Genomic DNA, 5,811 nt, shown 5'->3' with positions numbered 1-5,811 from the left:
TACGACGCCCTGACCGGCGCCTGAAACCCCGCAACTGACGACCCCCGCCTGGCACCCCGCGCCGTGCCCCCCCTGCGACACGGGGCCGCGGCGCAGGGGGGAGCACCGGCCGTGGGGGTTCAGCGGCGGACGAACAGCGGCTGCCACCGTCCCCCGGCATCCGCCCGGTCACCGCGCGGACCGCTGAGCGGGACCGTCCTGTCGCTGCCGATCGTCACCAGGACCAGCCGGTTGCCGAACTCCGAGCCGCCGTCCTCGTCGATGTCCCAGGCCACCAGCGAGTCGTCGCCCGCCCATGCCAGCAGTTGCTGCCCGGGCACCTCCGCGACCCGTTTCCCGGTGCGGGCGTCGAGGATCCACGAGGAGGTCTTCCGGGTCTCCCCGGCGAACGGTCCCGCCATCCGGTCCCCGTCCGGCGAGCGTCCCGCCTCCACCGACCATTCCCAGTGCGCCTCGCCCGCAGGCGGGGCGATCGGTGCTCCGTCCAGGTCGTGGAACTCGGACCGCTCGTCGCTGACCAGCCCCGCCCGCACCGCCCGGCCGTCGTGGGTGAACTCGAAGTCCTGCCGCACGTTGGTGAGGAAGGGGTCGCGCTCCTCACCCCCGGGCGCCTCCACCGCGCTCCACCTGCTCCGGCCCGACCCCACGTCGACGACCCAGAACCCGGAGCGGCCCGAGTCGAACGGCGTCTCCGCCTCCATGCCCTGGGCGTCATCCGCCAGGGGAACCGGCACCCCGCTGTCCGGATTCTTGCGGTAGGTGGTCGCCAGCAGGGACGCGCCGTCGCGTGAGAAGGCGAGTCCCGCGACCCCCTGCCGCTGGTCGCCCTCGAGGTCGATCCACCGCTCGACCTCACGGGTGCGCAGGTCGAGGACGCCGATCCGCCGCACCGGCAGGTCGCGCTCCAGCACCGCGGCCTGCAACGCCCCCGGCGCGACCGCGACCAGCGACCACCGCTCGTCCTTCTCGTACGTCTGGGAGTCCGGGTCGAGCAGCCAGTAGGTGCGCAGCAGTTCGCCCCTGCCCGACGTGCCCGAGGGGACCGTCCGCTGCTCGACGTACGCGGCCATCACGACGTCGCCCGCCTCGATCACCTCCCTCGGGGGCGACTGCTCGGGCCGGCCCACGACCTCCGTGACGGACGAACCGTCCTCGCCGGCCGGAGCGGGTCCGCGACCGCCCGGCAGGGGCGACCAGAACGCCAGCCCCACCACGGCGGCCACCGCCGCGGCGACGCCTCCGATCCGCCGTCCCGTCCGGCGCCTGTGCGCCGTCAGCACCCGTTCGGCCAGCATCGGCTCCGCGGGCTCCTGTGCGGCGGCCTGCTCCCGCAGGGCCGCGCGCACCATGTCGTCGACCCCGTTCACGGGCGCACCTCCACTACTGAGAATTCGGTGGCCGGCCGTCGTGTCCGTCCGTCGCCCGCCTCCGGCATCAGCGTGCGCAGCTTCGCCAGGGAGCGATGGGTGGTGGAGCGGACCGTGCCGACGGAGCAGCCCAGCAGCCGGGCCACGTCGCCCTCCGGCAGGTCCTCGTAGTAGCGCAGCACCAGCACCGTGCGCTGCCGGTCGGTGAGCGCGGCCAGCGCCTGGCCCATCAGCAGCCGGGTCTCGACCAGGGACTCGGTGTCGCCGCCCGCCGTCGCGCCCTCGGGCGGTTCGGGTACGGAGACCTCCCGGCGCGGCCACTTCAGCCGCCACCGGCCGATCTGCTGCCGGTACAGGATCCGGCGCACGTACGCCTCCGGGTCCTCGATCCGCCGCCACTTGCCCACGGCCTTGACCAGCGCGTTCTGCAGCAGGTCCTCCCCCGCGTGCCGGTCGCCGCCGCAGAGCAGCACGGCCGTGGTCAGCAGCGCGGACGATCTGTGGTCCACGAACTCGCGGAAGCCGCGCAGGTCCTCGGCATCCATCGTCACCTTCCTCCTGGCGGCACCCGACGCCCGCCCCTCTCCCCTTCTGACGCGTCCACACCATCACCGCTATGCCGCCGCGGAGCACCTTTTCACCCCATGAACGCCCTCCCCGGCCGGGCCGCGTGCGCCGGGTGTGCTGTGTGGTGGTCGAGGGGGGCGTGCGGGTCGCCTTCGACCGGGGTGTGGTCCGTGTGGACGGTGACGGCGGCCAGTCGTGGGACGGCGTGAAGGAGGGCGTGCTCGGCGGCGACGGCGATGCGGTGCGCCTGGACGACGGTCAGCCGTGCGTCGACGACGACGTCGGCCTCGGCGCGCAGGGCGTGACCGACCCACCGCAACCGCACCTGCCCGGCGCCGAGGACGCCGTCGACACCGCCCAGGGCGGTGTGGGCAGCGGTGACGAGGTCGGGGTCGACGGAGTCCATGAGGCGCCGGTAGACCTCGCGGGCGGCGTCCTTGAGGACGATCAGGATGGCGAGGGTGATGAGCAGGCCGACGACGGGGTCTGCGGCGCGCCAGCCGAGTGCGGCGCCGCCCGCGCCCAGCAGGACGGCCAGGGAGGTGAAGCCGTCGGTGCGGGCGTGCAGACCGTCGGCGACCAGGGCCGCCGAACCGATGCGACGGCCGGTGCGGATGCGGTGGCGCGCCACCCATTCGTTGCCGACGAAGCCGGCCAGTGCGGCGCCGGAGACGGCCCACAGATGGGTGATGTCGCGGGGATCGAGGAGGCGGTCGACGGCCGCCCAGGCCGTCAGGACGGCGGATGCGGCGATGGCCCCGACGATGAGGACGCCCGCCAGGTCCTCCGCCCGGCCGTAGCCGTAGGTGTAGCGGCGGTTGGCGGCCCGTCGGCCGAGGAGGAACGCGATCCCCAGCGGAACGGCGGTCAGCGCGTCGGCGCCGTTGTGGATGGTGTCACCGAGCAGCGCCACGGACCCGGACAGGGCGACGATCACCCCTTGGACAACAGTGGTGATCCCCAGGACGACCAGCGAGATCCACAGCGTGCGCATGCCCTCGCGGGAGGTCTCCATCGCCGCGTCCACCTTGTCGGCGGCCTCGTGGCCGTGCGGCGTGAACAGGTGTGCGAGGTGATGCCGCAGACGCTTCGGCCGGGAGGTGCCGTGGCGATGCCCGGGATCCGCACCGGTGTGACCGTGCCGGTGCTCATGGCCGTGGTGGTGTGGGTGCGGGTTTCCCTCCATGCGGCTCACCGTGGCACACGGATCCGATTGCAGCCACGACTGTCGTACGCCGCCCGACCAGGTGCGAGGTGCTCGCAACAGCCCGGCGGAGGCAGGTGGACCACAACCTGCTGCTCATGCCGTCGGGGCAGGGCGGCATCAGCTGCGCGGGAGGATCCGTTCCGGCCGACGAGCGCCCGGGAACGGCCTGAACCCGCACCGCGACGGCGGCACCGCTGCGACGGACCCGGCAAGCGGTGCTCACGCACGAGCGCCCTCCCGGGCCGTCCTCGGGCCGTGGGAGGGCGCTCATCGATGACCAACGGCCGCAGGTCACGGCCGCGCGTGGTCAGTTGTGGCTGTGCAGGATGTCGTTCAGGCCGCCCCAGACCGCGTTGTTCGGCCGGGCCTCGACCGTGCCGGTGACCGAGTTGCGGCGGAACAGGATGTTGGACGCACCGTTCAGCTCGCGCGCCTTGACGACCTGGCCGTCGGGCATGGTGACCCGGGTGCCCGCCGTGATGTAGAGGCCGGCCTCGACGACGCACTCGTCGCCCAGCGCGATGCCCACGCCCGCCTCCGCGCCGACGAGGCAGCGCTCGCCGATGGAGATGATCACGTTGCCGCCGCCGGAGAGGGTGCCCATGGTGGAGGCGCCGCCGCCGATGTCGGAGCCGTTGCCGACGATCACGCCGGCCGAGATGCGGCCCTCGACCATCGACGTGCCCAGCGTGCCCGCGTTGAAGTTGACGAAGCCCTCGTGCATGACGGTGGTGCCCTCGGCCAGGTGGGCGCCGAGGCGGACCCGGTCGGCGTCGGCGATGCGGACGCCCTTGGGCACGACGTAGTCGGTCATGCGCGGGAACTTGTCGACGGAGGTGACCTGGAGGTGCAGGCCCTCGGCACGGGCGTTGAGGCGCACCGTCTCGATGTCGTCGACCGCGACCGGACCGAGCGAGGTCCAGGCGACGTTGGCCAGGTGGCCGAAGATGCCGTCCAGGCTCTGGCCGTGCGGCTTGACCAGGCGGTGGGAGAGCAGGTGGAGGCGCAGGTAGGCGTCGTGCGCGTCGACCGGCTTGTCGTCCAGGGAGGCGATGACCGTGCGGACCGCGACCACCTCGACGCCACGGCGGGTGTCCGGGCCGGCGGCCTTCATGGCGCCCTCGCCGAGGAGTTCGACGGCACGCTCGGCGGAGAGCCGCTCGGTGCCGGTCGGGCCGGGGGCGTCGGCGAGCTCGGGGGCGGGGAACCAGGTGTCGAGAACGGTCCCGTCGGCGGCGAGGGTCGCGAGACCCGCGGCGACGGCGCCGGTGGCGCGGGTGCTGGCAGTGGTGTCGGTCATGGGGGAAACGCTATCCGGAGCGGCCGGGCGGAGGCGAACCGGTGTCCACGCCTCGGCGTCCTCCCCCGCGGGGACGGACGGCGGAGCCCGGCAGTCCGGCCGGCCGGTTCGTTGCCGGACCCCGGCCATGATCACCGCGGCCCCGACGAACTAACGTTCGCCCTGTTCCGGTGAAAGACACGCGCCGCGGTCACCGCCCGCGGCGCCCAGGGGTGGGAGCAGGACCACGATGTCGCACGACCAGCCGCCACCATATGGACCGCCACCGTACGGACCACCGCCGTACGGATCGTCGCCGTCCGGGCCACCGCCGTACGGGCCTCCGCATCAGCCGCCCTACCCGTACTACGGGATGCGGGCCTGGGTGCCCCAGCCCGGGGTGATCCCGCTGCGCCCGCTCAGCCTGGGCGACATCGTGAAGGGGTCGTTCCTGGCACTCGGCCGGTCCTGGCTGCCGCTGCTGGGCTTCTACCTGGTGGCCGCCCTGGCCGTCACCCTGGTGCTCGTCGTGCCGCTCCTGCTGCTCGCCGCCGGCGGTGTGGACGCCGGGGTGCCCAGCATGGTGGTGTTCGGCCCCGTCGGGGCGGCGCTCGGCATGGTGACGATTCCGGCGCTCGCGCTGGCCGCCCCGATGGTCGCGCTGCGCGACCTGGTCGTGGGCCGCAAGGTCACCTGGCCGGCCCTGTGGGAGAGGCTCGGCTCCCGGACGGTGCGGGTGCTGGGCACGATCCTGCTCACGGTGTGCGTGCTGCTGCCCTTCATGCTGGTGGCGGGTCTCGGCATGGCCGGCATCGCGGGTGGCGTCCACCTGGGCGACGCCGTCGGCGTGGTCCTCGGCATCGTCGGCTTCCTGGTGGTCTGCACGGGCTTCACGGGCATGATCTGGATGGCCTACCGGCTGATGTTCGCCCCGGCGATCACCGTCCTGGAGGGCCTGGGACCGGTGGTCTCCCTGCGCCGCTCGGCCGCCCTGGTGAAGGGCGACTGGTGGCGGATCTTCGGGATCTCCTACCTGATGGCGTTGATCGCCGGAGCCATCGGCTACGTGGCGATGCTGCTCGTCGCGGTGGTGGGCGTGCTGGTCCTGATCCCCGTCTTCGCCTCGGCGAGCGTGGGCGTCGACGCCGGACCGGCCTGGGGGATCACCGCCATCGTCGTGGTGGCGGTCCTGGGCCTGCTGGTGACCGCCCTCCAGAGCCTGGCGTTCACCCTCAGCACCTACACCGTCGGCCTGCTCTACGTGGACCAGCGCATCCGCCGGGAGAACTTCGCCGAGGCCCTGCTGGCGGCGGCCGGCCCGCAGGCCCCCGCCCCGCCCGCACCCCCCACGTATCCCGGTCCGCCGACGCCCCCGGCACCACCCGCACCGC

At 73.5% G+C, this 5,811-nt stretch carries 5 protein-coding genes; 1 reads left to right on the top strand and 4 read right to left on the bottom strand.

Annotated elements, in window-relative coordinates; genetic code table 11:
* Positions 1-119: 119 nt before the first annotated feature.
* The 4 genes from HW445_RS16290 to dapD all read right to left on the bottom strand — a co-directional run bounded on the left by HW445_RS16290 (position 120) and on the right by dapD (position 4,441).
* Positions 120-1,367: a WD40 repeat domain-containing protein gene (locus HW445_RS16290; protein WP_308799270.1), complete on the bottom strand. Its 1,248-nt coding sequence runs from the start codon at positions 1,365-1,367 to the stop codon at positions 120-122.
* A complete protein-coding gene (locus tag HW445_RS16285) occupies positions 1,364-1,912 on the bottom strand; it encodes a SigE family RNA polymerase sigma factor (protein ID WP_180221742.1) in 549 nt (182 codons plus the stop codon). Before HW445_RS16285 ends, HW445_RS16290 begins: the two co-directional genes overlap by 4 nt.
* 92 nt (positions 1,913-2,004) lie before the next feature.
* Positions 2,005-3,120 (bottom strand): cation diffusion facilitator family transporter, encoded by a 1,116-nt coding sequence (locus HW445_RS16280; protein WP_180221741.1) that lies wholly within the window; start codon positions 3,118-3,120, stop codon positions 2,005-2,007.
* A gap of 328 nt (positions 3,121-3,448) precedes the next feature.
* The gene (dapD, locus tag HW445_RS16275; protein WP_180221740.1) at positions 3,449-4,441 is read right to left on the bottom strand and encodes a 2,3,4,5-tetrahydropyridine-2,6-dicarboxylate N-succinyltransferase; all 993 of its coding nucleotides are present in this window, start codon (positions 4,439-4,441) and stop codon (positions 3,449-3,451) included.
* Between the two features lie 364 nt (positions 4,442-4,805).
* Between dapD and HW445_RS16270 the strand changes: the two genes are divergently transcribed.
* On the top strand, positions 4,806-5,811 hold a 1,006-nt coding region (locus HW445_RS16270), incomplete at its 3' end, for a hypothetical protein (protein WP_180221739.1).

Source organism: Streptomyces sp. UH6 (genome assembly GCF_013421635.1).
In the GTDB taxonomy this organism is placed as follows: Bacteria; Actinomycetota; Actinomycetes; order Streptomycetales; family Streptomycetaceae; genus Streptomyces; species Streptomyces abyssomicinicus.
The sequence above is the reverse complement of the archived record's forward strand: the minus strand, read 5'-3'. Positions and strand labels throughout refer to the sequence as shown.